Here is a 25,359-nt window from a genome sequence, read left to right as displayed (position 1 = left end):
ATTTTATGTTTAGCAAATTCATACAAAGGCCCGTCCTTTCTATAGTTATATCGCTCATTATTGTGTTTTTGGGGGTCTTGGCCATTACTGCTCTTCCAGTTACGCAATTCCCATCCATATCTCCACCAAAAGTTAATATCACAGCAGAATATCCTGGTGCGAATAACGAATTATTAATTAAATCAGTAGTAATTCCTTTAGAGCGGGCACTTAATGGTGTTCCGGGAATGAAATACATTGCATCGGATGCTGGTAACGATGGTGAGGCTTCCATTCAGGTGGTTTTCAATTTAGGAACAGATCCAAATCAGGCTTCCTTAAACGTTCAAAACCGTGTGGCTGCGGTTACAAATAAGCTTCCGCCGTTAGTGGTTCGCGAAGGGGTAAAGATTAGCCGCGAAGAATCTAATATGTTGATGTACATTAATTTGTATAGCAAGGATCCGAAAATGAACCAGAATTTCCTGTATAATTTTGCTGATATTAACCTGCTTTCAGAACTGAAAAGGATTGATGGTGTAGGTTATGCAGATATTTTGGGAGATAGAGATTACGCCATGCGGATATGGTTAAAGCCAGATCGCATGCAGGCTTATAAAATTTCTGTTGATGAAGTGATGAAATCTCTTGATGAGCAGAGTTTAGAAGCATCGCCAGGTAAAACGGGTGAAAGTTCTGGTAAAAGATCGCAGGCATTTGAATATGTGTTAAAATATTCAGGTCGATTTAATACCAAAGAAGGTTACGAAAACATCATTTTAAGGTCTAGTCCGAATGGCGAATTACTTCGTTTAAAAGATGTTGCAGATGTAGAATTCAGTAGTGCAGCGTACAATCTGTATTCTACATTGAATGGAAAAGCTTCAGCAGCGATTGTATTAAAACAATCTTACGGAAGTAATGCCAGTCAGGTAATTAAGGATGTAAAGGCTAAAATGGCCGAGATTAAAGGCAGTTCTTTTCCGAAAGGATTAGATTATGAAGTGAGTTATGATGTTTCTAAATTCCTTGATGCATCCATAGAAAAAGTAGTTCACACACTTGTAGAGGCCTTTATTTTAGTAGGCTTGGTGGTGTTCCTGTTCCTTGGCGACTGGCGCTCTACGGTTATTCCGGCCATCGCGGTTCCGGTTTCGTTAATCGGTACTTTCGTATTTATGCAATTCTTCGGCATCACGCTGAATTTAATAACACTGTTCGCCCTAGTATTAGCCATTGGTGTGGTAGTTGATGATGCGATCGTGGTAATTGAAGCGGTACACGCAAAGATGGAAGCAGATCGGCATCTTTCTGTACTCAAGGCTACGCAGCAGGCAATGAAAGAAATTGGTGGGGCAATTATTGCAATTACCTTTTTAATGGCATCGGTATTTATTCCGGTAACTTTTATGTCTGGGCCGGTTGGTATTTTCTATCGCCAGTTTTCGATCACCATGGCTACGGCAATCATTCTTTCCGGTATTGTGGCTTTAACACTTACGCCGGCTTTGTGCGCCATCATGTTGAAAAACAATCATGGTAAGGCGAAAAAGAAAACGATAGTAGATAAGTTTTTAGATGGCTTTAACAATGGCTTCGCAAAGCTTTCTGGTAAATATGAGTTCGTTTTAACGAAAGTTGTTAGTCGCCGGATGCTTACTTTCGGTGTGCTTATCGCATTTTGTTTAGGTATTTGGGGCTTAAGTGGTAGTGTGCCATCTGGTTTCATTCCAAATGAAGATCAGGGAATGGTTTACGCCATTATTCAAACTCCTCCGGGATCAACTTTAGAACGGACAGATCAGATTGCAGAGAAACTTCAGAAAATGTGTGAAGATATCGATGGCGTTAAATCGGTATCATCTTTAGCTGGATATGAAATCTTAACTGAAGGTACGGGTTCAAACTCTGGTACTTGTTTAATCAATTTGAAAGATTGGGATGAACGCAAGCATTCTGCTTCAGAAATTATCGAAGAACTTGAAGAAAAATCAAAATCGATTCCAGGTGCAACCATCGAGTTTTTTCAACCGCCAGCAGTGCCAGGTTATGGTGCCGCGGGAGGTTTCGAGCTTAGGCTTTTAGATAAGGCCGGAAGTGGAGATTATAAAAAAATGGAAACGGTTGCCAACGATTTTGTAAGGGAATTGAATAAGCGTAAAGAATTATCATCTGTATTTACATTTTATAGTGCAAGTTTTCCGCAGTACATGCTCAAAATTGATAATGAAATTGCGCAGCAGAAAGGGGTAACGATTGATAATGCAATGAATACGCTTTCTACTTTTGTGGGTAGTAATTACGAAACGAGCTTTATTAAATACGATCGTCAATATAAGGTAATGGTACAGGCGTTGCCACAATACCGGGCCTTGCCAGAAGATATCTTAAAACTATCGGTTAAAAATGATCGCGATGAAATGGTTCCATTTGCCGCTTTTATGAAAATGGAAAAAGTTTACGGATTGTCTGAAATTACCCGTCATAATATGTACAATGCTTCCGAAATCAGCGGGCAATCTGCGCCCGGATATAGTTCTGGCGAAGCCATTAAAGCCATTACAGAAGTGGCCGCTAAAACATTGCCACGGGGTTTTGGAATCGATTGGGCAGGTATTTCTAAAGATGAAGTTTCGAGGGGAAACCAGGCAATTTATATCTTCTTAATCTGTTTGGCATTCGTTTACCTGGTGCTTGCTGCTCAGTATGAAAGTTTCATTCTTCCACTTTCTGTAATTCTTTCCCTCCCGGCAGGTATTTTCGGAGCCTTTTTATTCTTGAAATTATTAGGACTGGAAAACAACATTTATGCGCAGGTAGCAATGGTAATGCTCATTGGTTTGCTCGGAAAAAATGCAGTACTGATTGTCGAATTTGCCACACAGCGGCACAGTCAGGGTGCATCGGTTTTAAAAGCAGCCATGGAAGGTGCTTCTGTGCGTTTCCGGCCGATTTTAATGACTTCGTTTGCCTTTATTGCAGGTTTGATTCCATTAATGATTGCTTCAGGCCCTGGTAAAATAGGAAACAGAACCATTGGATCAGCTGCGGCTGGAGGGATGCTGTTCGGTACCATTTTCGGGGTGGTAATTATTCCAGGTTTGTATTTCATATTTGGAAAAATTGCCGAGGGACACAAATTGAACAAAATTGAAGAGGAACATCCATTAACTGAAGAAATTGAAGACAATGTTTAAAAAAAGCATCTATAAATACCTTGGTTTAGCCGTAATATGCGCAGCATATACCGCTTGTAAATTACCAGAGGTTGCACAACGTGCTGAAAATAAAAATGTACCTGCTGGTTTTAGCGATTCGCAAGACACCTTGAACAGTGCAACCATCCAGTGGAAAACATTTTTTACTGATCCCAACCTGGTTAGCCTGATCGATACGGCTTTAAAAAATAATCAGGAGTTAAATATCACTTTACAGGATATTGAAATCGCCAGGAATGATATTAAATCTAAAAAAGGCGATCTCTTACCTACTTTAGGTTATAGTGTTGGTGCCGGACTGGATAAAGTTGGCCGATACACCAGTTCTGGTGCAGGTGATGCCTCTACTGAAATTACCCCTGGTAAAGGCGTGCCTGAAGTATTGCCAGATTATAGATTTGGTTTACAGGCCAACTGGGAGGCCGATATCTGGCACAAGTTGCGTAACGCAAAAAAATCGGCGGTAAATCATTACCTGTCAACAGTTGCAGGTAAGAATTTTGTAGTCACTAATCTTGTTGCAGAAGTTGCCAATTCTTATTATGAATTATTGGCGCTTGATAATCAACTGGATATTGTAAAACAGAATATTAAAATCCAGAGCGATGCGCTGGAGTTAATGAAGATTCAAAAAGAAGCGACCCGCGTAACAGAACTTGCCGTAAGGAAATTTCAGGCAGAGGTTTTGAGCTCCAGAAGTATGCAGTTTGATATTCAGCAAAATATTACAGAGACAGAAAATAAAATTAATTTTCTATTAGGACGATATCCGCAACCGATCATCAGGGATGGAAAAAATTTCACAGACCTGGTTCCATCCACAGTAGCATCAGGGATTCCATCTCAGTTGCTGGCAAACCGACCTGATATCAAACAAGCAGAACTTGAACTGGCAGCAGCTAAATTGGATGTTAAAGTAGCGAAGGCGCAGTTTTATCCTTCTTTAGGTATTTCGGCAACTGTAGGCTATCAGGCATTTAATCCGAATTACTTGCTTAGAACACCCGAATCTTTAATCTATTCTTTGGCAGGAGACCTGGCCGGACCACTTATTAATAAAAATGCGATAAAAGCCGAGTATTTAACGGCGAATGCGAAGCAGTTGCAGGCGGTATTTGATTATGAGAAAACCATTTTGAATGGTTATATCGAAGTGGCCAATCAAATGTCGAATATCAATAACCTGCAGAAAAGTTATGATTTGAAAAATCAACAGGTTAAAGCGCTTACCGAATCAATAGAAATTTCAAATGCTTTATTCAGATCGGCCAGGGCAGATTACTTCGAAGTCTTAATGACGCAACGCGATGCCTTACAATCTAAACTGGAATTAATCGAAACCAAAAAGCAACAGCTGAATGCAGTGGTAAATATTTATCATGCACTTGGTGGTGGATGGAATTAACATTTAATTTAAGTTTTTAGCAACTTAGGCGGTCTTCAAATAATTTTGAAGACCGTTTTTTTGTTATCAATTTGCGATACAATTTATACGAATGCATTTTTCACCATAAAAAAAACTTGCTAAACTTAATGACCCTTAGTTTCAATTAAATAATGCGGTCGTAGCGAAATGCTATGACCAGGATAAGTAAAACTTATATTAATTCTGCGTTTATGTTGTTTGGTTTCCTTTCGAATTATCCGCAAATCGATCAATTCGAAAAAAAACGAAACTATTTTGTCAATTTATTTTGATTATACAGTTTATAACTTAGTTTTGTATTACTAACCAATTTCAATTTATGAGCAATGTATCTAATCCGAACCCAGAGCATATGGACGATAGGATGGAATCAGACCATAATCATCTTCACGAAATTAATCGTTCTTCTCCGAAACGCAAGTTTGAAGGTTGGCCAATTTTATGGATCCTACTGGTGCTTTCGATTATTTCAGCAATTATTTGGTATACAGAATCAGCTGCAGATTTATTGAACTGGATCGAAAAAAAATAAAAATGGATGTCAGTTGAAATAAACTGACCAAATATATTTTACCTGAAAGTGAGTAGTAAATAGAAAAGATTGTTGAGAGCGCTAATTTAAGTTCTTAAAAGTGGTGATTAGAATTTTTCATCATCGCTTGGAATCTGCTCAGCAGAGAAATAGCAATACAACATAAGTGCGAAAGATCCAATGTAGAATGCTGCTGTGATCAATAGGAATGTGCTCATAGTATAAATGTTTTGGTTAGGTTATTATAACATTAAGTTATTGTGAATTATTTTACTAAACGTATAAAAAAAAATGAAATAATTCAATACTGTGGAAAACTATTTTAATTAATTTTTATCTAGCGTTTTTTCATTCGAACATCCTGATTAAATGTCAAACCAACATTTTTCTTTTTCTAATTATCAATGCTTATATTTATTGTCGCATTCAGCGCTGATAATTAGTAGTTTACAGTTTTATCTCCATCATTTTTATTACGTATGAAACTTTAATTATCTTTATATTAGATGGCATTTATATTTATAAATCAGCTTAATTTTTAGGCACTAAATATGGGCAATGAGGAACCAATTATCCTGTAAAGAACAAGTTGATGAATATTTAAGTCAGCTCGATTATCCATTTAAAAGTGAAATTGAAGAATTAAGGTCAATTATTTTAAATGCCAGTAGGAAGCTGTCAGAGCAGATGAAGTGGAACGTACCTAGCTTTTATTATCAGCAGGATTTTGCTGCATTTCATCTTCGGTCAAAAGAATATGTTCAACTCATATTTATTTTTTATGATGGCAACATGATCGAAGACCCAGCTCTTTTACAAGGGAACTGGAAGGATAGAAGAGCCGCCAGGTTTTACAATCTGGAAGATATTGAAAAGAAAAAACCTGCGCTGGAAAAGTTTGTAAATAACTGGGTTGATCTGATCGAAAAAAGCAGAGGCCTTTAATTTAAATGACAATATTATTAAATCATAACTAACCTCATCATTATGAAAATTGCTACAATTATTATTCGGGTACTGCTGGGAGCGATGTACCTCTTTGCGTCCATTCCGTTTTTCTTTAAAATAATGCCGGCAGAAATGCCAGCCATGACCGCCGATCAAACCACATTTATGACCGGCATAACGGCATCGGTTTACCTGATGCCGCTGATAAAGGGAACAGAACTGGTTGCGGGTATCCTGCTCCTAATCGGGCGAACTGCGCCATTGGGTGCATTGCTTATCTTCCCGATCACCTTAAATATTTTTCTTTACCATGCTTTTCTGGGGCCTAAAGAACTGCCTATGGTAGCGGTAATGCTTATTTTTAATGTTTTCCTTTTCTTTGCATACCGCCAAAAATATCTGCCCATACTTTCAAAGTAAAATTTTGGATTAACAAATACTTTTTCTTTTTATTTTCAGTTTGCATAAAAAGGCCAATTCACTATCTTTAAAAACTAACTATAAATAAAAATATGAGAAAGTTTCCATTATTAATGCTGCTATTGGTAGCCCTGTCGTTTTCAGTATTTGCTCAAAATAAAGATGCAATTGTTGGTAAATGGCTTAATCCGTCAGGAGAAGGACAGATTGAGATATATAAAAAAGGTGATAAATACTTCGGCAAATTAGCCTGGATAAAAGAACCTAATATTAATGGGAAGCCGAAATTGGATATTAAAAATCCAAATACCACTTTACAAAAACGATCTCTTTTAAATTTAGAGTTGCTAAAAGACTTTGTTTATGAGGATGGCAAATGGACCGACGGAACAATCTATGATCCGAAAAGCGGAAAAACCTATAGCTGTAACATGACAATGAAAGGTAATGATGTATTAAATGTGAGGGGTTATGTGGGGATCTCATTATTAGGTAGATCGGAAACATTTAAGCGAGTTAAATAAAAAAAATGAAAAAAATAATCTGGTGCCTGCTAATGGCACCTTTTTTTTGTACAGCGCAGTCATTTAATCTGAAGCCATTAAATGAAAATACCAAAACTAGCTTAAGAGGTTTAAGCGTTGTTTCTGATCAGGTCATTTGGGCGAGTGGAAGCAATGGATCAGTAGGGAAAACCCTCGATGGTGGTTTAACCTGGCAATGGATGAAACCAAAAGGCTATGAGCAGCTAGATTTCAGGGATATAGAAGCATTTGATCAGCAAAAAGCTATAATTGTTAATGCAGGATCACCAGCCTATGTGCTTAAAACTATTGATGGTGGCACTACCTGGACCGAGCATTATAAAAATATAGATTCTGCTATCTTTTTAGATGGATTGGGTTTTTGGGATCAAAACAGAGCGATAATTTTTGGGGATCCCATTCAGGGTAAAATGCAATTGTTAAAAACTACAGATGCTGGTAATACCTGGCAAAATATATCTTCAAATCTCAAGCAAACCCTAGCTGAAGGAGAGGCCGGTTTTGCTGCCAGTGGAACAACCATTAAAACTTCGCCGGGTGGGAAAGTTTGGATTTCCAGTGGAGGAACTACATCAAATATTTATTATTCTTCCGATTACGGAGAAAACTGGAGCGTTTTTAAATGCCCGATTTGGCAAGGGGAAAGCACTACTGGCCCTTTCTCAATCGATTTTTATGATGCCAAAAATGGCGTTGTGGTTGGTGGGAATTATGTGAAAGATAAAGCCAATGATAATAATGTTTTGCTCACCAGCGATGGCGGAAAAACCTGGACTAAGCCTGTTACCCCTGTTGCGGGTTTTCGATCGGGTGTAGCTTACCTAAATAAAAATATGGTTATTGCCACAGGTACTTCAGGAACCGATGTTTCGACAGATGGTGGAAGAAATTGGAAACATCTCGATGATCGGAGTTTTAATGCAGTGCAAAAAGGCTCAAAAGGAAACAGAATTATCCTGGCCGGGGGAAATGGAAATGTTTTTGAGCTGGTGATCAATAAATAAATATTTATTTAAAAACGTAACAGTTCTCTGCAAGCTACATCTAATCTTCATTAAAATTGATTTCATAAAATATGCTGTTTAATTAATACAAACCAGAATATTTTGTTTTCTTTGTTTAAACTAAATACTTAATTATATACTAACGTTCTATGGATTTTTTGCACACTGTTTTAGGTGATGATATTCAAGCTTCTCTACTAATTATTTTAAACTTAATCGTAATCGAAAGTCTGCTTTCTGTGGATAATGCGGCCGTTTTGGCTACCATGGTAATGGATTTGCCTAAAGATCAGAGAGATAAAGCACTAAAATACGGGATTATCGGTGCTTATGTTTTTCGTGGAATTTGTTTATTCCTGGCGGCATGGCTGGTTAAAATCTGGTGGCTTAAACCACTTGGTGGCCTTTATCTGATTTACCTTGCTTTCGATTATTTCTGGAAGAAAAATGTGAAAAAGAATGAAGAAGACGAAGAAGTTGATAAAAGCAAAAGCTGGATTTATAAATCTACAGTTGGTTTGATCGGTACATTCTGGGCTACTGTTGCTTTGGTAGAGGTAATGGATCTTGCTTTTTCCATCGATAACGTATTTGCAGCTGTGGCTTTTACTGATAATATATATCTGATTTACATTGGTGTTTTCGTGGGAATACTGGCCATGCGTTTTGTAGCACAGGCTTTTGTTAAATTAATGGAGAAATTTACCTTCCTGGAAACTGTTGCATTTATTGTAATCGGGGTTTTAGGGATTAAATTAACTTCATCACTTTTTACACACTTCAATCCAGAGTCGCCAATTTCTCATGCCATTGAAAGTGAAAAAACAGATTTGTTTGTCTCTATATTTACTGTGGCCATTTTTATTTTACCAGTGTTAACATCGTTATTGTTTAATTTTCCAAAGAAGACCACTGCAGAACTTGAGGTGGTGGATAAGGCGGATGAAGTTTTGGATAAATCTTAACCAGTATCGTTTAGTTGTCTATAAAAATCTTACATACAATAATTCTTAAAGCTACGTTAAATGTGTAATATTAAGATTTAAAAATTGTAGTTAAAGGAAAACATATCGTGAATGGCTTTTACAAACATTATTCTTTTGATCTTTGGTTAACATTAATTAAGTCGAACCCAGCTTTTAAAATAGAGCGAACGCATTATTTTCATCAAAACCTGAATTCAAAAAATAAAAGTATTGATGAAGTGGGTGTCATTTTTAGGCAGGTAGATTTAATGGTTAATGCCATTAATGAAAAAACCGGCAAAAATGTTGATGCAGATGAAATGTACCTGATGGTCATCAGCATTATCAATGATTATGATTTCAACTTTGGCGATCTCGATCTCGAAGATTTATATCAGAAAATGGAGGTTTTGTTGCTTAATCACATGCCTTTAATTTATTGCGAAAACTGTTTAAATGTGCTGTCCGAGATAAAACGTTCAGGTCTATCCACAACTAATATTTTAAGTAATACTGGTTTTATCAAAGGCAAAACGCTTCGTAAAGTGATTAATCACCTTGGGATTGATACCTTTATCGATTTTCAGTTGTACTCTGATGAAGTGAGAATGTCTAAACCCAATGCAGGTTTCTTTCAGCTAATGATTGATGGTATTGACCGTGAAAAACACCAGGATCTGGCATTACAGGAAATTATTCATGTGGGCGACAATCCTTTGGCAGACATCCGCGGCGCGCAAATGATGGGCATTAACAGTATGCTGATCCACTCCAATAACTTATCTATCTCCAATCTACTCTCATGATTCCATATACTTATTCACTTCATAAAATTGATAACACCGCCAATTTTGGCTTTGATCCTAATGATTATAGTCGTTTTAAATTTGGTGATGACTTAGTTGCCCGTTCTTTCGGTAAAGACCTGGCCGATGGTTTTATCAAATATTATTTGGCAGATAACCGAATTGCTGATCAGATAGTGGTGATCTCCAGTCCCTATAGTTTTATTCCAACGGCAACATTTGCCATGAAAAACTATTTCGTTTCGCAATTAAACCGTTGGTTGGTCGAAAATGGAGGTCTTACCGTTCAGGAATCTAAAGTTCACCGTACCATAACTTATAAAGAAGATTATGGAGAATTGAGTGCAGAAGAGCGAATGAATTTAATTGGTAATGATTCTTTTCACATCGATAAGGATTTTTTAGAAGGAAAAACGCTCTTGTTTTTAGATGATATTAAAATTACTGGCAGCCACGAACGGATGATTTTAAAAATGGCCAAAGAATATGGTTTAAGAAATGAGATGCACATGCTTTATTTTGCTGAACTGGTGAATAAAGACATTCATCCAAATGTGGAGAATTTTCTAAATTACCATCAGGTTAAGTCCATCTTTGATTTGGAGACAATCATTAATAACGGGTATTTTTCTTTCAATACCAGGATTGTTAAATACATTTTAAACACAGCACCCAGCAGTTTTTCTATCTTTTTAGAAAGAAGGGATCATGATTTTATTCATCAGCTTTACGATTTAGCTTTAGGCAACAGTTACCATTTAATGGATGCTTATGCCGATAATTTACAACTCATTAAAAGTTACATAAAAGACAATACTTATAAATTAATATAATATGGCTATAAACTTGCAAAAGGGGCAAAGAGAAAATATCGATGCACCGAAATTTACAATAGGTTTAGGTTGGGATACCAACAATTCGTCAACAGGCTCTGCCTTTGATTTAGATGCTTCAATTTTTATTTTAAATGACCAGAAAAAATTAGTCTCTGATGAGAATTTTGTTTTCTACAATAATTTAATTTCTCCTGATGGCAGTGTTGAACACACAGGCGATAATTTAACAGGCGATGGTGACGGTGATGATGAGCAAATTAAAGTTGATTTAACCAAAGCAGATCCGAAAGTAAGCGAAATCTGTATAGTGGTGACCATTCATGATGCTGAAAACAGAAGACAAAACTTCGGTCAGGTGAGAAACTCGTTTGTACGTATTTTTGATGCCGTTACCAATGAAGTAATTTTAAAATATGAGTTGGAAGAAGATTTTTCTATCGAAACTGCTGTAGAATTCGGAAGAATCTACAAACGTGAAGGCAAATGGAAATTTGAAGCTGTTGGAATGGGGATGAAGGGTGGTTTACAAGATTATTTAAATAAATATCAATAACATTATGGCAATCAATCTTCAAAAAGGACAACGTATTAGCCTTGAAAAAAGCAACGGGAGTAAACTACAAAATGTTTGTGTAGGTATTAACTGGGGCGCAATAGAGAAAAAAGGATTATTTGGTTTCGGATCATCAAAAGAAGCGGTAGATTTAGATGCCAGTTGCGTCTTATACAATGAGAACAAGCAACTTTTAGAGGTGGTTTACTTCGGGAATCTAAAATCTAAAAACGAATCTGTAAAGCATAGTGGCGACGATTTGACGGGCGATATGGGTGGCGATGATGGTTTGGATAATGAAATTATAACGCTTGATTTTTCTAAACTGGATGTAAATGTTGCGTATGTAGCATTTGTTTTAAACAGCTTTAGAGGGCATGATTTTGGAACCATTCCTTTCGCTTCTATTCGCATCTATGAAGGTACAACCAAACAGGTAACGGAGGTTTTTGCTAAATATGACATAGCCAACGGTTCAAACTTTGCTGGTCACGTATCAATGGTAATGGGCGTTTTTTATAAGAAAAACGGTGAATGGAAATTTAATGCCATTGGTGAGCCTACAAAAGACAAAAAACTGGAAGATACAGTGAAAACGGTTACTCAAAATTATTTATAAGCCTGGCTTAACAAATATAAAACTATGGAAACCAACCCTAACATTACTCAGGATTTAACACCAGTAAAACTGGATAAAGACGGCAATGTAAGCCTTGATAAGATCACACCACAAGAAAGTGAAAAATATGCCGAACTCGGTAAGTCGCTGGAGCCATCTGATGTCAATTCTATTTTAAATTATGGAAGCGATGCACAAAACTCTATGGAGAAATACAGTAATGATTTTTTATCATCTGTAAGAACCTATAACAGTGGCGACGTTGGGGGCTTAATTAACGAATTACTATCGGAACTGAATTATATAGACATTTCTGAACTGGAGCAAAGTGGTTTCAAGAGTTTTATTTCGAAAATTCCTTTTTTGAAATCGCTGGTTGTGGACGTGAAAAAGCTTTTCCAGAAGTATGATGTGGTGGTGAATAACATTGATAAAATCACTAACAAAATCAAAGCTGGTCGTTTAAATTCCATTAAGGATAACAGTTCACTTCAAACCATGTTCGACAGTAATGTGGGTTATATCCATCAAATGGAAGAGCTGATTATTGCAGGCCAGCTGAAATACAATGAGCTGAATATAAAGCTAGCCGAAATGGAAGGCAGACCTGCTGATTATCAGGATTATGAAATTGCTGATTTAAGAGATTTCACCAATCGTTTAGATAAAAGGTTGGCCGACATGAAAATTGTACGGTTTATCATGCTGCAATCGCTGGCGCAGATTCGTGTGGTGCAGAACAACAATACTTCCATTGCAGAAAAAGCACAGTCTATTGTTTCTACTACTATTCCGGTTTGGAAAAACCAGTTAACCCTCGCCGTGGCGCTACAAAGGCAAAAAGCCAATGTAGAAATGCAGAAGAAAGTTTCTGATACCACCAATACCATTCTACAAAAAAATGCAGAGATGCTGAAACAAAACAGTATCGATGTAGCCAGAGAGAATGAAAAAACTGTGGTATCTTTGGAAACCCTGAAAATGACTACTTCTTCGTTAATTGCGACGCTGAATGAGGTAAAACAAATTCATGAGGCTGGTGCACAGAGCAGAAGAGTGCTGGATGGGGAGTTAAAAACTTTAGAAGCAGAGCTGAAAAAGAACGTAACCCGGGTGAGTTAAATTAAAACATGGATGATTACCGTTTAAATATTTTAAAAAAATCGAGCACCGAAATCAACCGTTTACAGTTGCTTTCGGTGTTTTTTGATGATGAGGTAATCTATAAAATATTTTTAAGAAGCCAGGTTATTCATCAATTATTTGCCAATAACGAAGAACTGGAGATAGATAAACTTGATCTTTTCCACGTTCAGTTTACCGAAAGTGTAATTGCGCTGCTGCGGAAAATTAAAAAAAGCAACGAAAAAAACGTCAGCCTAATCTATGACGAGATTGACTTGAACGACGAATTAATTACTAAAATTTCTGGTTCAGTGGTTAATCAACAGCAATTCAGTCTGGATAAGCAAAAGCAATCTTTAAAAATCAATCAGTCTTTAAGAAGGTTATTTGCCGTTTTATCTGATCTCAGTACTGACTTTCCCTTCTCCAAAAACATCAACGTTTTCAGTTCCAGATACGCCAACGATTTCTATTTCGACCTCAATACCAAACAACTATCTACTTTAATTGATTTTAGTGCTAAACAAGTCTACTCCAACATCAATGCGATTATAGAAAGAAAATTGATGGGGTTGCTGTGCAAATATGATTTTCGCACGCAGTTTGCATTTGGATTGAAGGCTGGCGAACTGGTGATCGAAGTGTATCAGTTCCTGGATATCGACAAACATTTCCTATTTTTTCCAAGTAGAAATTTATTTTTATTCTGTGATTTATCCATCTTGAATGGAATAGAAAAAGAAAATAACTTATCAGAAAAGGAAAGGATTGTGCAGGAAATGGAATATAAAAATGACAGGCTAAAAAGCAATGCTGCAATGCTGAAAGTAGCCATTCCGGCAGAGATTGTTGCCCTGCTGGAAGATAGCTACATCAAAATTTCAGACATTAACTTCTTAAATCACCTTAATAATTTCGATGTGCAATCGAATATATTGAAGGCCATGTTAAAAACGGATTTGTTTTAGGTTGGTGTTTTTATCCCTCCTTGTAAAGACAATTCCACTCAAAGAATCGTCCTCCTGAACTTGATTCAGGATCTTTTGCAGAAAGGTGCTGAACTAAATTTACTGCGTAGCTTTCCGCTGCGCTATAGGTCAGAATGACGAGCGGGTTATCATCTCGTTAATATGGCCAACTTCTGTTTAAATAATTCCATTGTTCGGCCCCAGGCCAGTTTAGCTGCCGCTTCGTTATACCGGGTTGGTGAAGTATTATTGTTGAAAGCATGATTTACGCCATCATAAATATAAATTTTATAATCCTTATTGTTTTCATTCAAGGCTTTTTCATAAGCGGGTATGCCCGCATTGATGCGTTCATCGAGTCCACCATAATGTAACATTAAACTCGCTTTGATTTTGGATACATCTGCAACATTTGCCTGCGCCCCGTAATACGCTACGGCTGCTTGTAACTTCGGATCATGAACAGCGAGTTTGTTTGCCATTCCGCCGCCCCAGCAGAAACCCATGCAAGCCACTTTGCCATTGGCATCTTTTCTATTGCGAAGATATTCAAGCCCTTTTAAATAATTTTGCAAATTCTTTTCAGGATCTAGTTTACCAATCAGCTCACGCCCTTTATCTTCGTCAGTTGGTGTGCCACCTAAAGGCGAAAGTGCATCTACACCTAAGGCAATAAAGCCCTCGGCTGCAACCCTTTTCGTTACCTCTATAATGTGTGGATTTAAGCCTCTGTTCTCGTGAATAACCAATACACAACCTAATTTTTTATCTGTTTTCGGTTTCGCCAAAACAGCATTCATGTTTCCTTCAACTCTGGCATAAGTAATATTTTCTACCAAAATCTCCTCACTGAAAAAGGGTGCCGCTGCCGCATAGTTATTCTCCAGTAAAGGTAAAATAGTCATGGCCATAGCGGTGCCACCAGCCAGCAAAGCCAGTTTCTTCATGAAATCTTTCCTGTTCAGCTGACTGTGGGTGTATTCATCGTAAAGGGTAATTATTTTCTGATTCATCTGACTTATTTTTTAGGGTTAATACAAGATAAACATGCTACAGGGATTTTTCTTTGCGTTACCTAAAAGTTACAATACATGGTTTCCCATTTGCGAATTAAATCGATTCGGTGCCTGGTAAATTTAGGCGTTAGAAAGGGATTTGAAAAGTCATCAAAATTATCATAGAAAAACTTAAGGAAAAAGATATGGAAGCAGATGCCGAGATAGGGGATGGCTTCAATTTCATCTGCAGTGAGTTTTCTAACTTGTTGGTAGGCCTTTAAAAACGCATTAAAGTCGGCTGCTGCCTGCTCTTTGGTAATGACGTTATTTAGCTGATGGAAAAAGTAATGATTCAAAAACGACATCAAATCGTTGATCAGATAACCATAACCTGCAAAGTCGAAATCAAAGAAAGTGATGTCTCCGGCCTCGTCAAAGTGAAAGTTTTTTGGAAACAAATCATAATGGCAATAACCGGTTGAAAATGAGTTTGTATCGAAAGACTCAATTTTTTTAATCACCCGGTTGGAGATTTCTTTAAGGTAATCTAACTCTTCGGGCATATCTTTGAGATGAGGTTCCAGTGTTGCAATAGGTTCCAGTAAAGTGGTTTGAAAGTTAAATGATGGCCTTGGATCCGCTAACTTGATTGTAGCAGTAGTTTGATGGATTCTCGCTATGGATTTGCCTAAAGTATCAAGATGATTTTGATCCAGATCGTGTATTACTTTTCCTTCTGCAAAGCTAAATAATACACCGTTCCTTAAACCCTCTGCTGCTTTAAATTGCTGGACTTGTTTGTGATGCTGATCGCTTATCGGAAAGGAAACCGAATGGCCCTCTGCCTTGAGGGCATTCAATAATGCTACTTCAGCCTTGATTTCTTCCAGCTTTCGGTGCGCATTGCGATAGATTTTGAAGATATATTTATTTTTACTGTTTTCTAAAAGATAAGTATCACTTACATTTCTGATCAGTAGCCGGCAGGTGGTATCGGTCGCTAACTGGTAGCTTTCGATAAGATGGGTTTGCAATGCAGCCGACGAAAGGGTAGAATATTGTGCAGGAAAAAAATGATGAGGCATAGCGTCCGGAAAGTTTGCTATAAAGTTAAGGTTTTAGTGCAATACTCATAAACGGCGGACGCCATGCAGCTTCAATGAAAATTAACTAACCCTAAAAGCCTTGGGTGTACACTGTACTTGACGTTTAAAGAAGATATTGAAATTTGCAGGATATTCAAAACCAAGGCAATAGGCAATTTCAGAAATATTCCATTCTGTGTGTTTTAAAAGTGCAATTGCTTCAGTAGTAACTCTTTTGGCAATATGCTCTGAGGTGGTTTTACCTGTAATTTCTTTAACTGCATGATTAAGATGATTGACATGAACAGATAATCGGAGAGCGAAATCATGAGCTGTTTTTAATTCCAGTACATGTTCTGTAGAACCAATTGGAAATTGCCTTTCGAGTAATTCAATAAATAAAGAGGTTAACCTAACGGATGCATTATTCTGCTTAAAAATACTGCCTTGAGGCTTGACTTTTAATGCCTGGTGAACAACCAATTGTACGTAATTGCGTAAAAGATCGTATTTGTGTACATAATCACCATCCATTTCTTTCATCATATTAGAAAAAATATCAACCAGTGCTTTTTCTTGTTCTTCATCAATATGAATAACAGGGCTATCATTTATTCTCCATATTAAAGAATCGCTCAGGCTTTCATTTCTGTTACGAATAAAATTTTCGGTAAATAAGCAAAAATACCCGGCAGGTTTTGGTGAAGTGCTTTCCCAAGCATATGGGATATTAGGGTTGGTAAATAATAATGCCCTTCCCTTTATCTCTATTTCTGCATCAGGATAATGCAAAATACCATTGCCAATGATCAGTGATATTTTATAGTAATCTCGTCTGCTAAATGCCGACGGCATATTTGAACAAGCCACAGCACGATTGAAAACATTGAAATGGCTAATGTCATCAATCATTCTAAGACTAGGGGTAGGGATTTCAGGACGAGTGATTTTTAGTTTATTATAAAAATCCTCCAGGGTTTCCTTTTTAGTTATGATATTAATTTCCTGATTTCTAGCCAGCATATTAAAGCAATTATAAAATCAAATTTAAGATTTAATCGGCATTCCTTCATGCATTTCTTCAGTTGGTTCTGCAATTAAGTTGTCACCTTCGGTCAGATTACCAAATAACTCTACCTGATCATCTGTTTCCCTGCCTTTTTTAACTGCAACTTTAACTGCTTTTCCATTGACGGCCTTGAGTACAAATAAGCCTTCACTGGTATCAAGTAATGCTTTTTTTGCCACTACAAAGGTACTTGCACTGGCAGGTAAGGGAATGTTCACTTCTGCAACCATCCCAGGTAATAATGTTTTATTGGCATTTGGAACATCCATTTCAATGCGTTCAGATCTCAGACGTAAATCCAATGTACCAGAAAGGCGTTTTACCTTTGCGGTAAAAGTTTGGTTGGGTAATGATTTAACAGTAAAGCTTACTACATCCCCAGCTTTTAAATAACCTGTGTAAACTTCTGGTATGGAAACGGCTAGCCTCAGGTTTTTCTGATCCTGAAGGGTAAATAAGGGTAGATCAGATCCTTTACCTGATGGGCCAACATATGCACCAAGGTTTACATTTCTTGCCGAAATAATTCCACTAAATGGTGCGCTGATGGTTAAGTAACCTTGTATCGAACCCACTTCTCTGTATGCCGCTTTAGCTGCTTCCAATTGTGCCAAATCAACATTTTTTCTGGCTAAAGCCTGGTCCAAATCATTTGTTGAAATGGTGCCGGGTGTTTTACTGGTTTCGTACAAACGATTATAGTTTGCCTTGCTGGCCGTATAGATGGCCTCCTGTGCCTTAATTCTCGATTGCGTTGCAGCCAGTTGAGAGGTCATTTCAGGCGCTTCTAAAGTCATTAGTAATTGGCCTTTGCTCACTTCCGATCCAATATCAACCTTTAGCGATTTAACAAAGCTGCTCACTTTTGCATAGAGATCAACCTGTTGCAAAGCAATTAACTCTCCGGGTAAATTTAATTTAGTAGATAGCCTGTCCTTTTTTAATTTGAAAGTTGCAATGGTTAATTCCTTTTCTTTCTTCTTTTCGGCCTTAATTTCTGAATTTCCACAGCCATAAATAGCTGTAATAAAGGTTAATCCTAAAAATGTAGAAAATATTTTCATATTCATGATTGTCGTAATTTATTCGTTTTCTGCTAAACCTTTAATGTAGTGAACGCTTTCTTCATCTTCCGGATCTAATGACATAGAATCTGTAGTTTCTTTGCCTTGGACCCAAGCAAATACCAGAGGTAAAATAATTAAAACAGCAAATGTTGATGCCAATAATCCACCAATAACGGCTCTTCCAAGCGGCGAAACTTGTCCGCCACCTTCACCATGGCCAATGGCCATTGGCATCATTCCTGCAATCATGGCCACACTTGTCATAATAATTGGGCGTAATCGTAATGCTGCGGCCTCTCTGGCCGATTCCAGGGCATTCCCATTATGTTTGCGCAAATGCTCGGCATTGGTAATCAGTAAAACTGCATTGGCAATTGATACCCCAACCGACATAATAATCCCCATATAAGATTGCAAATTAAGTGTTGATCCGGTGAGGGTAAGGAGCAGCAACGCCCCCAGAATTACGGCGGGAACGGTTGCTAAAATAACCAAAGGAACTTTAAACGACTGGAAATTTGCCGCAAGCATTAAAAATATTACTAAAATAGCAACTAATAATCCCGATTGTAAACTATCTAATGTTTCTGTTAATACCTTACTTAAGCCAATAGCAGAAATGCTTAAGCCTCTAGGTAATTCACCAATATTAATAATTGCTTTATTTACGTCTTTTGTGGCCGTACCCAAATCGGTATGGTAAAGGTTGGCCGTAACCGATAAGAAAGGCATGGCACCAACATTATCGTTTTCTCCATAAGTAGTGCCTGGTGTGATGGTCGCCACATCACTCAATATCGGGCGCGCTGTATTTTTCAAAAGCGGAATTTCACCAATATCATCCTTACTGTTCATTTGGCTAAACGGAACCTGCACTTGTACATTATATGGCAATCCTACTTTTTCATCAAGCCAAACGTTTTTATCCGTGTAACGTGATGATGAGGTAGAGGCAATTAATGATCTGGAGATATCAGCCATATCTACACCCACTTGTGCTGCTCTGGTGCGATCAATGTTGATATTTAGCGATGGATAATTAATGGGTTGAGCCAGTTGTACATCCCGCATGTATGGGATTTCTTTTAATTCAGCCAGAATTTTGTTTGCATAAATTTCATTCTGTTTTTTGTTTTTACCTGCAATACGAACTTCAACAGGAGTTGGAGATCCCTGACTTAATACTTTATCTGTGAGTTCAATCGGTTCAAAAGAAAGTTTTACATCAGGTAATTTCTCTTTAATTATTGCCCTTAACTGATCTTTGAAATCATCCATATCCACCTCGTAATCTTTTAAGCTTACCTGAAAAACAGCCTCATGTGGGCCAGCCATGAATAAATATATAGGATTAACAGAAAATAAGGCGGGGTGCTGACCAACATATACAGATGAGATGGAAACATGTTCTGCCCCAACCATTTTTTTTAGTTCAGCCAATACGGTATTCGCTTTTTCTTCCGTCCTTTCCAAACGGGTTCCATCGGGTGCTCTTAATCTTAATTGGAACTGACTGGAATTAATCTTTGGCAACACATCACGACCAATATTCATCAAAAGTAATGCTGCAGAACCGATAATTACCACGAGATAAATCATGACTACCATTTTTCGGTGAGGAAAAATCCTATCCAGGAAGCGCATAAAACGGTTTCGGAATTTATCGAAGAATCCAATTTTTCCATCTCCGCTAAAATCTTCACGCGCTACCAGCATTTTCTTTTGATTTAACGTATCACCCTCGCTTTCCATCGGGATTCCGGTAGCTATAAAATCTGCCTCATCTTGTGTTATACCCGGATGATTTGCTGTTCCTTTTTTAGGGTGAGCAACCATCAGCCAATTTGCCATGATAGGCACAAAAGTTTGTGATAGCAGGAATGAAACCACCATCGAAAAACCAATGGCTAATGCAAGTGGTAAAAACAATGCACCTGGAATCCCAGTCATGGTAAAAGCTGGTGCAAATACGGCTAGTATACACAGTAAGATTAGCAATTTTGGAAAGGCAATTTCTTTACAAGCATCCCAAATGGCCAATGCCTTTGGTTTTCCCATGTCGAAATGCTGGTGTATGTTTTCTATAGTTACTGTAGATTCATCGACCAGAATACCAATAGCCAAAGCCAAACCACTTAAAGACATGATATTGATGGTTTGCCCAAATAATTTGAGGAATAAAACACCAGCTATTATGGAAGTGGGAATGGTGAGGATTACAATTAATGCGGCCCTTTTATCACCAAGGAAAAGCAAAACCATTAGTCCTGTTAAAATAGCGCCGATAGCCCCTTCACTCACTAAACTTTTTACCGCATTAATAACGTAAACAGATTGATCAAATTCATACGATAATTTTACGTCTTCGGGTAAAGTGTTTTGTATCGCTGGAAGATTCTTCTTTAAGTTTTTAACCACGTCCCAGGTGGATGCATCGCCTGATTTTGCAATACTTAAATAAACCGATCGCTTTCCATTAATAAGTGCATAACCTGCAGTTAAGTCAGCACCATCTTTTACCGTTGCCACATCGCGAAGCTGAAGATTTTGAACTCCTCCTTTAAACAATGGGATATTTTCAAACTCTTTTAATTTTTTGATGGTATAATTGGTTGGCGTAATGTAGTTTTTATCACCAATGCGAACATTTCCTGAAGGTGCAGTCTGGTTATTCAATCTGATGGCATCCACAATCTGATCAACTGTTAAATTATGCGAACGCAATAGGGTAGGATCTACATTGATTTCAATGGTTCTAGGACTACCACCAAATGGTGCCGGAGATAAAAGCCCTGGTATGGCAGAGAATGATGAACGGACGTATGTGTTTGCTAAATCCTGTAATTCGTTGTTGGAACGAATGGGGCTACTCAGGATCAGTTGACCAACGGGAAGCGATGAAGCATCGAAACGAATAACGAATGGCGGTTGAGAACCAGGTGGAAAGATAGCTTGCGCACGATTGGATAATGCACTTAACTCGGAGGCGGCCTGAGCCATATTGGTCCCTTCGTAATAAGTTAGTTTCATCAGCATCAAACCCTGGGTATTTTTGGTTTCAATACTTTTTATGCCATTTGCAAATAGCAAAACATTGATGTATTGCTTGCCAAAATAAGATTCCATTTGAGTGGGTGTGTAACCACCAAAAGGATGGGCAATATAAATTACCGGCAAATTCATCTGCGGCAGAATATCAACTTTAATCTGATTGATCGCACCGATTCCGAAAAAGAATAAGCCTGCAACTAAAACCAATATCGATATGGGTTTACGTAAAGCAAAACGTATAAGATTCATTTATGTATTGATTAAAATTCGTTAATAAAGATGTCGTAATTGCCCAATGCTGCAGATTTTAATAGCAAAGCTTGCCAAACATTGGTGTAAGCGATATCGCGATCGGTTTCGGCTCTGTTTAAGGTGAACAATGATTGTGTTAAATCAACCAGTGTAGTTAGCCCGTTCTTATACAAAGTACTTTTTTGCAAATAGGCATCAGATGCGGCCTTAACCTGTATAGGAGCTTCTCTGTAATTTTCTAGGGCATTTTTTAGTTTTGCCTCGGCTAATAAAAGTTGTGCCCTTAATTGCTGGTCGGCCATTTGATACTCTTCCTTTAGGCCCTGACTGATAAAGGATTGTGCACGAACTTGCGGGTGGTTTTTTAGTAGAGAACTTAAGTTCCATGTCATTCCTATTCCAATCAAATAGTTTTCCCTTGTAGGTTTAATGCCGTCGAGATAGCTTGTAGTATAAGTATTTTGATCTAACAAATAACCAGGACTAAAACCAGAGCCACGACCTTGCATTACACCAAATAAAGAAAAGGTTGGGTAATATAATTTGCGTAAATAATTTATTTGCTGATTGCTTACATCTATCCGGTTTTGGTAAAATCTTAATAATGGATGTGAGTTCTTTATGGTGGTATCGCTGATCAAATTTGTTGGAATACGGGTAATTGATGCAGTATCAATATCATAGGAGACAGCATTTAATCCCATTAAAATACCAAGTTTGTTTGCTTGCTCCTGTTCCAAATCTTTGGCTTTGGTTAAAGATATTTTTGCACTGGATACCTCTGCTTTGGCAAATGAAGAATCTACACCGGCAATTAATCCATTTTTAGCTCTGATTATCGCTGTATTCTGAAATATAATTGCTCTGTCTAAGTTGTTTTTTTGAGACCGGGTTAACCTCTTTGCAGCAAGCAAATTCAGATAAGCCGCTGAAACCCGGATTTCTTGTTGAAATTTTTCTTGCTCTAAATCATTTTTGTCTCTTTGATAGGCTGCATCAGCAATTTTAATGCGTTCTCTCACTCTACCAAAGGTGAAAAAATCCCAATTAACGTTTGCTAAATATAGTGCGCCAAAAGCAGCATTCCAGTTTTGTTGATCAAGAGCAGGGCCTGATGATGCTGTTCCTAAGCCCCCAAATCCATACTGGGGGCCATTTTGGCCATTAATCGTTCCGTAATCCTGTTGGGCACTTAAGCTAAAATTTGGAAGATATTCTCTTTTTGCTTGTTGTATAGAAGATTTTGATGCATTTGCATAACTATCTTTTGCTTTAATTGTACCGTAGTTATTTAAAGCAGTTTTTACCGCCTCCTTTAAGCTAAGTGTTTGCGCATTTGAATGGAAAGAATATAAAATGATTGAAGTAACTGCGAAATAAGATAAAGATGTACGAAACATGGTGTATAATTTACACCACAAATGTAAATTATGGATGCAATATCGAATTATTTAGTTCAAATCAATAATTATGCGAATCAAATAATAATCAAAATGTTACGATTTAATATGTCAGGAATAAATTAAGCAAGCCCTGTAGCAAAGGCGTAAGGCTAAGCAAATGGTTCGATTAGCAAACTTCATATTTTAGTTTTCTTCTGCATACTTCTTAAAGTTATCTAAAATTGCCTGCCATCCGATTTGCTGCATATCTAAAGGATTTTGATCTTCAGGATCGAAAACTTCCACAACAAGTGTTTTTCCATCAACCTCTTCAAAACTAATTTCTACTTGCCTGCCATCGCCTAAGCCGTAAGCAATTCGCTTATGTGCCTCAACTAATTTATAAATGCCTTCAAAATCGAAACTCACGCTGCCGTCTTTGGCGGCCATCTTGGTTTTAAACTTTCCCTCAACCCTGAGGTCATTTTCAGCATAAGGTGCATGCCAGTCGATTGATGCAAATGTCCACTTAATGATGTGTTTCGGGTCAGTCCAGAATGTCCAGACTTTTTCAACTGGTGCGTTAACTAATGCTTCTACTTTAATTGGCGAAGTATTGTTCATGGGTTACTAGATTTTTTAAAATAAAGATAAGCGAACTTTCTATGATAAAAAAACTGAAATAAGTGATGAAGATTACTTCAACGAATTGCTGATCTGGTTTCTAAAGTAGCCCAATAATATCGGCAGACAAATAATTGAAAATTAACTTTGAGATTACACTCAAGCCGCAGACTTAACATATTTTTGGTGCTTTCACGCATGATAGTTTAGAGAGCGGAAACCAACATTTAAACAAAAGATGAAGTATCTAGTAAAAGAAATAAGTGATGGAAATTGCGACATCACTTTATTGCCTGAAGATCTAAATGATCGGAATTTGTTAACAGAGACAACAAGGCTCACCGAAAAAGATTACGAAAAAACAATTCAATTTCATTATGAGCATGCATTGAAGGCGAAGGTTCATAGCAATGCAGCTTTTGTATCTTTAAATGAAGATGAAAGCAATTATCCTAAACGGGTAAACGTAAACTACCAGATTATTTACAGTTAATGATCTTAACAAGAAAGCAGTATCAGCACCGATACTGCTTTCTTGTTTTAAAGCCATTTACTTTCGTTTGCTATTTAGTCGAAACATTCACATTTGCGCTTTGTTGTTTCTATAATCAAAGAAAAACATATGAGTAATAAAGATGCAAATTCATCTCCGCTGGATGATGTAAACGAGAGAAAAGACCAGGAACAACTAAGTCAGCAGGCATTGGGTAATGCTGAAGCCGGGCAGACCGAAGATTTATCCAGCAACAATGACTTGCTTAGTACGCCAGTTACTACCGGAACAGGTGGCAATCCTGCTGCAGCTGCTCCGAAATCCTTAATTGTACATGAAGATGAAAGTGGGGTAGACCGTTACGAAGAAGGAACAACAGGAGCAGATACTGAAGAAAAATAATTTAGTTTACCGGAGGCATTATGGCAGAAGTTAAATTTCAAAATGATGGAGCAGAACCTGCTGCATTTAATTTGTTTGATCATGATAAGAAGATCGGCGAAATGATCGTGGAGACTATCGATGGTAACCTTAAAGTTTACCATACAGAAGTAGATGAAGATCAGGCTGGGAAAGGTTATGGAAAAAAGTTACTTGATGCCATGGCTGATTATGCCCGTTCAAATCAATTGAAGGTGATTCCATTATGTACCTATGTGGCACTGCAATTTAAGCGCCATCCAGATGAATATGCAGACATCTGGAATAAAGACGTTAAGCCTGAGTTTTAGATGTTTAAATTTTAAAGTATTGAATCATTATAAGATCACATATCATACAGAAATCAAAAGCCCAAATGATTCCCATGCTGGAGTGATATTATAATTGTTGGAATTATAAATATTTATGAAATGACATTTGTTTAATTAGATATTCCAAAGCAATAATTACGTTTCTTGTTAAGAACACATGCTAGAGCATATAGATATATCATCAGCTATTTTATGTTTGGCTACTCACCGTGGCGCTGAAAAAACGATCTGTCCATCTGAAATTGCTCGTATGCTATTTCCAGACGATTGGCCTGAACATATGAAGGATGTAGTTAATGAGGCTATTGATTTGCACAATCAAGGTAAAGTGGTGATAACACAAAAAGGGGTGCCTGTTGATGTGAATTCTATCAAAGGACCTATTCGCATTAAAATTATCTGAACGTGATATTTGCATTTTAATCTACTGGTTGGTTTCTCATCAACTACACTAAGTTTTATTTGTCAATATGTTAATACCGTTAAATTTATAAGCAGGAGTTTTTCAGTTGGTGAGACACTAGTTGATAGATCGAATCTTACATTTTCTCTATAAAACAAAAAGCCCTGATTTTCATCAAGGCTTTCATTTCGATTTTTTATTGAAGTACTCCCAACGTTACAAATATCCAAACATTTTTA

General features: G+C 37.4%; 25 protein-coding genes. 18 read left to right on the top strand and 7 right to left on the bottom strand.

From position 1 onward, the window contains the following. Nucleotides 1-5: 5 nt before the first annotated feature. The 14 genes from ACN1CD_RS17660 (at nt 6) to ACN1CD_RS17595 (ending at nt 13,944) form a co-directional block, all read left to right on the top strand. On the top strand, nt 6-3,176 hold the full coding sequence (locus ACN1CD_RS17660; RefSeq protein WP_419131720.1) for an efflux RND transporter permease subunit: 3,171 nt from the start codon (nt 6-8) through the stop codon (nt 3,174-3,176). Then, on the top strand, nt 3,169-4,602 hold the full coding sequence (locus ACN1CD_RS17655; protein WP_419131719.1) for a TolC family protein: 1,434 nt from the start codon (nt 3,169-3,171) through the stop codon (nt 4,600-4,602). The genes ACN1CD_RS17660 and ACN1CD_RS17655 overlap by 8 nt, the downstream gene beginning before the upstream one ends. 340 nt (nt 4,603-4,942) lie before the next feature. Beyond that, the gene (locus ACN1CD_RS17650) at nt 4,943-5,155 is read left to right on the top strand and encodes a hypothetical protein (protein WP_419131718.1); all 213 of its coding nucleotides are present in this window, start codon (nt 4,943-4,945) and stop codon (nt 5,153-5,155) included. 558 nt (nt 5,156-5,713) lie between these two features. Continuing rightward, complete coding sequence (locus ACN1CD_RS17645; RefSeq protein ID WP_419131717.1) at nt 5,714-6,100, top strand: DUF1801 domain-containing protein; 387 nt, start codon at nt 5,714-5,716, stop codon at nt 6,098-6,100. A gap of 42 nt (nt 6,101-6,142) precedes the next feature. After that, nucleotides 6,143-6,523: a DoxX family membrane protein gene (locus ACN1CD_RS17640; protein WP_419131716.1), complete on the top strand. Its 381-nt coding sequence runs from the start codon at nt 6,143-6,145 to the stop codon at nt 6,521-6,523. 92 nt (nt 6,524-6,615) lie between these two features. Beyond that, complete coding sequence (locus ACN1CD_RS17635; protein ID WP_419131715.1) at nt 6,616-7,047, top strand: DUF2147 domain-containing protein; 432 nt, start codon at nt 6,616-6,618, stop codon at nt 7,045-7,047. A gap of 5 nt (nt 7,048-7,052) precedes the next feature. After that, nucleotides 7,053-8,072, top strand: a complete 1,020-nt coding sequence (locus ACN1CD_RS17630; protein ID WP_419131714.1) for a WD40/YVTN/BNR-like repeat-containing protein — start codon at nt 7,053-7,055, stop codon at nt 8,070-8,072. Between the two features lie 149 nt (nt 8,073-8,221). Beyond that, nucleotides 8,222-9,037, top strand: coding sequence for a TerC family protein (locus ACN1CD_RS17625; RefSeq protein ID WP_419131713.1), 816 nt, complete (start codon nt 8,222-8,224; stop codon nt 9,035-9,037). 107 nt (nt 9,038-9,144) lie between these two features. Beyond that, nucleotides 9,145-9,843: an HAD family hydrolase gene (locus ACN1CD_RS17620; RefSeq protein WP_419131712.1), complete on the top strand. Its 699-nt coding sequence runs from the start codon at nt 9,145-9,147 to the stop codon at nt 9,841-9,843. Further along, complete coding sequence (locus ACN1CD_RS17615) at nt 9,840-10,676, top strand: phosphoribosyltransferase family protein (protein ID WP_419131711.1); 837 nt, start codon at nt 9,840-9,842, stop codon at nt 10,674-10,676. Before ACN1CD_RS17620 ends, ACN1CD_RS17615 begins: the two co-directional genes overlap by 4 nt. A gap of 1 nt (nt 10,677) precedes the next feature. Further along, the gene (locus ACN1CD_RS17610; RefSeq protein ID WP_419131710.1) at nt 10,678-11,232 is read left to right on the top strand and encodes a TerD family protein; all 555 of its coding nucleotides are present in this window, start codon (nt 10,678-10,680) and stop codon (nt 11,230-11,232) included. Nucleotides 11,233-11,236: 4 nt separating this feature from the next. Next, nucleotides 11,237-11,851 carry a TerD family protein gene (locus ACN1CD_RS17605; RefSeq protein ID WP_419131709.1) on the top strand — a complete coding sequence of 205 codons (615 nt, stop codon included), beginning with the start codon at nt 11,237-11,239 and terminating at the stop codon, nt 11,849-11,851. A 24-nt stretch (nt 11,852-11,875) separates the two neighbouring features. Further along, entirely contained in the window at nt 11,876-12,973 is a 1,098-nt protein-coding gene (locus ACN1CD_RS17600; protein ID WP_419131708.1) for a toxic anion resistance protein, read from the top strand. Between the two features lie 8 nt (nt 12,974-12,981). Then, the gene (locus ACN1CD_RS17595) at nt 12,982-13,944 is read left to right on the top strand and encodes a hypothetical protein (RefSeq protein WP_419131707.1); all 963 of its coding nucleotides are present in this window, start codon (nt 12,982-12,984) and stop codon (nt 13,942-13,944) included. A 149-nt stretch (nt 13,945-14,093) separates the two neighbouring features. On the opposite strand, the gene ACN1CD_RS17590 is transcribed toward ACN1CD_RS17595, so the two are convergent. The 7 genes from ACN1CD_RS17590 to ACN1CD_RS17560 form a co-directional block, all read right to left on the bottom strand. Beyond that, nucleotides 14,094-14,957, bottom strand: a complete 864-nt coding sequence (locus ACN1CD_RS17590) for a dienelactone hydrolase family protein (RefSeq protein ID WP_419131706.1) — start codon at nt 14,955-14,957, stop codon at nt 14,094-14,096. A 62-nt stretch (nt 14,958-15,019) separates the two neighbouring features. Then, on the bottom strand, nt 15,020-16,027 hold the full coding sequence (locus ACN1CD_RS17585; protein WP_419131705.1) for a phosphotransferase enzyme family protein: 1,008 nt from the start codon (nt 16,025-16,027) through the stop codon (nt 15,020-15,022). A gap of 81 nt (nt 16,028-16,108) precedes the next feature. Further along, nucleotides 16,109-17,050, bottom strand: a complete 942-nt coding sequence (locus tag ACN1CD_RS17580; RefSeq protein ID WP_419131704.1) for a helix-turn-helix domain-containing protein — start codon at nt 17,048-17,050, stop codon at nt 16,109-16,111. A 24-nt stretch (nt 17,051-17,074) separates the two neighbouring features. Next, nucleotides 17,075-18,166: an efflux RND transporter periplasmic adaptor subunit gene (locus tag ACN1CD_RS17575; RefSeq protein ID WP_419131703.1), complete on the bottom strand. Its 1,092-nt coding sequence runs from the start codon at nt 18,164-18,166 to the stop codon at nt 17,075-17,077. Between the two features lie 12 nt (nt 18,167-18,178). After that, nucleotides 18,179-21,463, bottom strand: a complete 3,285-nt coding sequence (locus ACN1CD_RS17570) for an efflux RND transporter permease subunit (protein ID WP_419131702.1) — start codon at nt 21,461-21,463, stop codon at nt 18,179-18,181. A gap of 11 nt (nt 21,464-21,474) precedes the next feature. Continuing rightward, nucleotides 21,475-22,866 (bottom strand): TolC family protein, encoded by a 1,392-nt coding sequence (locus ACN1CD_RS17565; protein WP_419131701.1) that lies wholly within the window; start codon nt 22,864-22,866, stop codon nt 21,475-21,477. Nucleotides 22,867-23,052: 186 nt separating this feature from the next. Next, nucleotides 23,053-23,472, bottom strand: a complete 420-nt coding sequence (locus ACN1CD_RS17560; protein ID WP_419131700.1) for an SRPBCC family protein — start codon at nt 23,470-23,472, stop codon at nt 23,053-23,055. Nucleotides 23,473-23,710: 238 nt separating this feature from the next. Between ACN1CD_RS17560 and ACN1CD_RS17555 the strand changes: the two genes are divergently transcribed. The 4 genes from ACN1CD_RS17555 (at nt 23,711) to ACN1CD_RS17540 (ending at nt 25,120) form a co-directional block, all read left to right on the top strand. Beyond that, nucleotides 23,711-23,965 carry a hypothetical protein gene (locus ACN1CD_RS17555; protein WP_419131699.1) on the top strand — a complete coding sequence of 85 codons (255 nt, stop codon included), beginning with the start codon at nt 23,711-23,713 and terminating at the stop codon, nt 23,963-23,965. 129 nt (nt 23,966-24,094) lie between these two features. Further along, complete coding sequence (locus tag ACN1CD_RS17550; protein WP_419131698.1) at nt 24,095-24,367, top strand: hypothetical protein; 273 nt, start codon at nt 24,095-24,097, stop codon at nt 24,365-24,367. 20 nt (nt 24,368-24,387) lie between these two features. Beyond that, nucleotides 24,388-24,696: a GNAT family N-acetyltransferase gene (locus tag ACN1CD_RS17545; protein WP_419131697.1), complete on the top strand. Its 309-nt coding sequence runs from the start codon at nt 24,388-24,390 to the stop codon at nt 24,694-24,696. A 178-nt stretch (nt 24,697-24,874) separates the two neighbouring features. Next, on the top strand, nt 24,875-25,120 hold the full coding sequence (locus tag ACN1CD_RS17540) for a DUF3253 domain-containing protein (RefSeq protein ID WP_419131696.1): 246 nt from the start codon (nt 24,875-24,877) through the stop codon (nt 25,118-25,120). The last annotated feature ends 239 nt before the right edge of the window (nt 25,121-25,359 follow it).

Origin of the sequence: Pedobacter sp. N23S346 (genome assembly GCF_048515415.1) — a bacterium.
GTDB lineage: Bacteria > Bacteroidota > Bacteroidia > Sphingobacteriales > Sphingobacteriaceae > Pedobacter.
This window is presented reverse-complemented; position numbering and strand designations above follow the sequence as displayed.

Excerpts from the sequence above, each read along its gene's own strand:
- ACN1CD_RS17640 (WP_419131716.1), top strand. The coding sequence starts at position 6,143 with ATGAAAATTGCTACAATTATTATTCGGGTACTGCTGGGAGCGATGTAC.
- ACN1CD_RS17645 (WP_419131717.1), top strand. The coding sequence starts at position 5,714 with ATGAGGAACCAATTATCCTGTAAAGAACAAGTTGATGAATATTTAAGT.
- ACN1CD_RS17545 (WP_419131697.1), top strand. The coding sequence starts at position 24,388 with ATGGCAGAAGTTAAATTTCAAAATGATGGAGCAGAACCTGCTGCATTT.
- ACN1CD_RS17610 (WP_419131710.1), top strand. The coding sequence starts at position 10,678 with ATGGCTATAAACTTGCAAAAGGGGCAAAGAGAAAATATCGATGCACCG.
- ACN1CD_RS17630 (WP_419131714.1), top strand. The coding sequence starts at position 7,053 with ATGAAAAAAATAATCTGGTGCCTGCTAATGGCACCTTTTTTTTGTACA.
- ACN1CD_RS17660 (WP_419131720.1), top strand. The coding sequence starts at position 6 with ATGTTTAGCAAATTCATACAAAGGCCCGTCCTTTCTATAGTTATATCG.
- ACN1CD_RS17635 (WP_419131715.1), top strand. The coding sequence starts at position 6,616 with ATGAGAAAGTTTCCATTATTAATGCTGCTATTGGTAGCCCTGTCGTTT.
- ACN1CD_RS17560 (WP_419131700.1), bottom strand. The coding sequence starts at position 23,472 with ATGAACAATACTTCGCCAATTAAAGTAGAAGCATTAGTTAACGCACCA.
- ACN1CD_RS17575 (WP_419131703.1), bottom strand. The coding sequence starts at position 18,166 with ATGAATATGAAAATATTTTCTACATTTTTAGGATTAACCTTTATTACA.
- ACN1CD_RS17615 (WP_419131711.1), top strand. The coding sequence starts at position 9,840 with ATGATTCCATATACTTATTCACTTCATAAAATTGATAACACCGCCAAT.
- ACN1CD_RS17550 (WP_419131698.1), top strand. The coding sequence starts at position 24,095 with ATGAGTAATAAAGATGCAAATTCATCTCCGCTGGATGATGTAAACGAG.
- ACN1CD_RS17580 (WP_419131704.1), bottom strand. The coding sequence starts at position 17,050 with ATGCTGGCTAGAAATCAGGAAATTAATATCATAACTAAAAAGGAAACC.
- ACN1CD_RS17600 (WP_419131708.1), top strand. The coding sequence starts at position 11,876 with ATGGAAACCAACCCTAACATTACTCAGGATTTAACACCAGTAAAACTG.
- ACN1CD_RS17570 (WP_419131702.1), bottom strand. The coding sequence starts at position 21,463 with ATGAATCTTATACGTTTTGCTTTACGTAAACCCATATCGATATTGGTT.
- ACN1CD_RS17585 (WP_419131705.1), bottom strand. The coding sequence starts at position 16,027 with ATGCCTCATCATTTTTTTCCTGCACAATATTCTACCCTTTCGTCGGCT.
- ACN1CD_RS17540 (WP_419131696.1), top strand. The coding sequence starts at position 24,875 with ATGCTAGAGCATATAGATATATCATCAGCTATTTTATGTTTGGCTACT.
- ACN1CD_RS17655 (WP_419131719.1), top strand. The coding sequence starts at position 3,169 with ATGTTTAAAAAAAGCATCTATAAATACCTTGGTTTAGCCGTAATATGC.
- ACN1CD_RS17590 (WP_419131706.1), bottom strand. The coding sequence starts at position 14,957 with ATGAATCAGAAAATAATTACCCTTTACGATGAATACACCCACAGTCAG.
- ACN1CD_RS17565 (WP_419131701.1), bottom strand. The coding sequence starts at position 22,866 with ATGTTTCGTACATCTTTATCTTATTTCGCAGTTACTTCAATCATTTTA.
- ACN1CD_RS17605 (WP_419131709.1), top strand. The coding sequence starts at position 11,237 with ATGGCAATCAATCTTCAAAAAGGACAACGTATTAGCCTTGAAAAAAGC.
- ACN1CD_RS17650 (WP_419131718.1), top strand. The coding sequence starts at position 4,943 with ATGAGCAATGTATCTAATCCGAACCCAGAGCATATGGACGATAGGATG.
- ACN1CD_RS17555 (WP_419131699.1), top strand. The coding sequence starts at position 23,711 with ATGAAGTATCTAGTAAAAGAAATAAGTGATGGAAATTGCGACATCACT.
- ACN1CD_RS17595 (WP_419131707.1), top strand. The coding sequence starts at position 12,982 with ATGGATGATTACCGTTTAAATATTTTAAAAAAATCGAGCACCGAAATC.
- ACN1CD_RS17625 (WP_419131713.1), top strand. The coding sequence starts at position 8,222 with ATGGATTTTTTGCACACTGTTTTAGGTGATGATATTCAAGCTTCTCTA.